We start from the raw sequence: 2,174 nt of genomic DNA, 5'->3' as shown, positions 1-2,174 counted from the left end.
CTTAAAAACAACGGCATGCTGCCGTTCAGAAAGGGTGACAGCGTCGCTGTGTTCGGCAGACTTATGAGAGCTTACTACAAAAGCGGAACAGGTTCGGGCGGCATGGTAAATACAGAATATGTCACAAATATATTTGGTAGTCTTAAAAAGCTGAACCACGTTGTTCTGAATGAAGAAATAGAAAAATTTTACGATAAATGGATTAAACAAAATCCGTTTGACGCAGGAGACGGCTGGGTTCAGCCGTGGTCGCAGAAAGAAGCGGTTTTGGACGATAAAATTGTGGAAAAAGCCGCAAAAGAGTCTGAAAAAGCAATTATGATTATCGGAAGAACAGCGGGTGAATCAAAGGACAATACGCCCGATAAAGGCAGCTATGCGCTTTCCGACGAAGAATATACGATGATTGAAAAGCTTACAAAATATTTTAAAAATGTCTGCGTTGTGCTTAATGTCGGAAATATTATAGATATGGCATGGGCTGAGGAGCTTAATGTTGATGCGGTTATGTATGTGTGGCACGGCGGTCAGGAGGGCGGCGCGGCAGCTGCGGACGTTCTTTGCGGAAAAAGATATCCGTCGGGAAAGCTCACCGATACCATTGCATACAGCATAGAGGATTATCCGTCATACAAAGGATTTGAAAATGTTGACGAGGTAGTGTATACCGATGATATATTTGTTGGTTACAGATATTTTGAAACCTTTGCAAAGGAAAGAGTTATGTATCCGTTCGGCTTCGGATTGTCATATACAAATTTTGAATACACTGTAAAACCGCAGGTTATCGGCGATAAATTTACTGCGGAGGTAACGGTAAAGAATGTCGGAGACCGTACCGGAAAGGAAGTAATACAGGCATATTATGAGATGTGCGGCGGAAAACTTGCGCATCCGTCAAGAGAACTTGTTGCGTTTGCCAAAACAGCTGAGCTTAATCCGCAGGAGAGCGACACGGTAAAAATTGAATTTAAAATATCCGACATGGCGTCATATGATGACGACGGAACAACAGGTAATAAATCGTGTTTTGTTCTTGAAAAGGGCGAATATAATATCTATATAGGTACGGACATAAGAAGCGCTGCAAAGGAATATACATATTTGCAGGAAGAAACGGCAATAACTGAACGTTTAAATACTCTGCCTGCTCCGTCGGTATCATTTAAACGGCTGACAAATAAAAACGGAAAAGCGGAATATGAGGAGGTAAAGGAACAAAAAAGAACAGCACATACGATTGAAACAAATGCTCCCAAATTCACAGGCGATAAAGGAATAAAGCTTAAAGATGTTTTTGAAAAAAAATACACAGCAGAGGAATTTGCATCGCAGCTTACAGATTTTGAACTGGCGTGCCTTTCACAGGGCGAGGGCATGAACAGCGCAAAGGTACGTCCGGGTACCGGCGGAGCAATCGGCGGCGTCACATATGAACTGCAAAACTACGGCATACCCGTTGTGTGCGTGACAGACGGTCCGTCGGGATTAAGGTTTGACAACGGAGACGCCGCTTCAAGTCTGCCTATCGGAACGCTCATAGCCTGCACATGGAACGAAGAACTGGCAGAACAGCTCTATACTTATGAGGGCATGGAAATTTACGCATATAAGGTTGACGCACTTCTCGGTCCGGGAATAAACATACACAGACTGCCGCTTTGCGGAAGAAACTTTGAATATTTGTCGGAGGATCCGTATCTTACGGGAGTAATAGCAAACGGTATGTGCAGGGGATTAAAAAATGCCGGAATAAGCGCGACTATAAAGCATTTTGCGGTGAATAACAAGGAATTTAACAGAGGTAAGGTAAATACCGTAGTATCGGAGCGTGCGCTGCGTGAAATTTATCTTAAAGCGTTTGAAATGATCGTTAAAGATAATAATACAAAAATGCTGATGACAGCGTATAATCAGCTTAACGGGGCATTTTGTTCGGCAAATTATGAGCTTAACACCACTGTACTCAGAGATGAATGGCACTATGACGGACTGGTTATGAGCGATTGGTGGGCAAAGACTTGCTTTAAAGACGGTGACGCAGCGGCGGACAGATACCTGCAAATAGATGCACAGAATGATGTGTATATGGTAAATGCCGATTCGGAGAAAGCGGCGGCTGAAATTATGCAGGCCTTATCTGACGGAAAAATAAGCCGCAGCGAGCTTTTAAG

General features: G+C 43.4%; 1 protein-coding gene. It reads left to right on the top strand.

Annotated features, from left to right (window positions below; all coding sequences use genetic code 11):
• A partial coding sequence (locus H8706_RS11915) for a glycoside hydrolase family 3 protein (protein WP_262432811.1) occupies nt 1-2,174 on the top strand: 2,174 nt, incomplete at both ends.

The sequence above is a fragment of the Qingrenia yutianensis genome, assembly GCF_014385105.1.
GTDB lineage: Bacteria > Bacillota > Clostridia > UMGS1810 > UMGS1810 > Qingrenia > Qingrenia yutianensis.
This window is presented reverse-complemented; position numbering and strand designations above follow the sequence as displayed.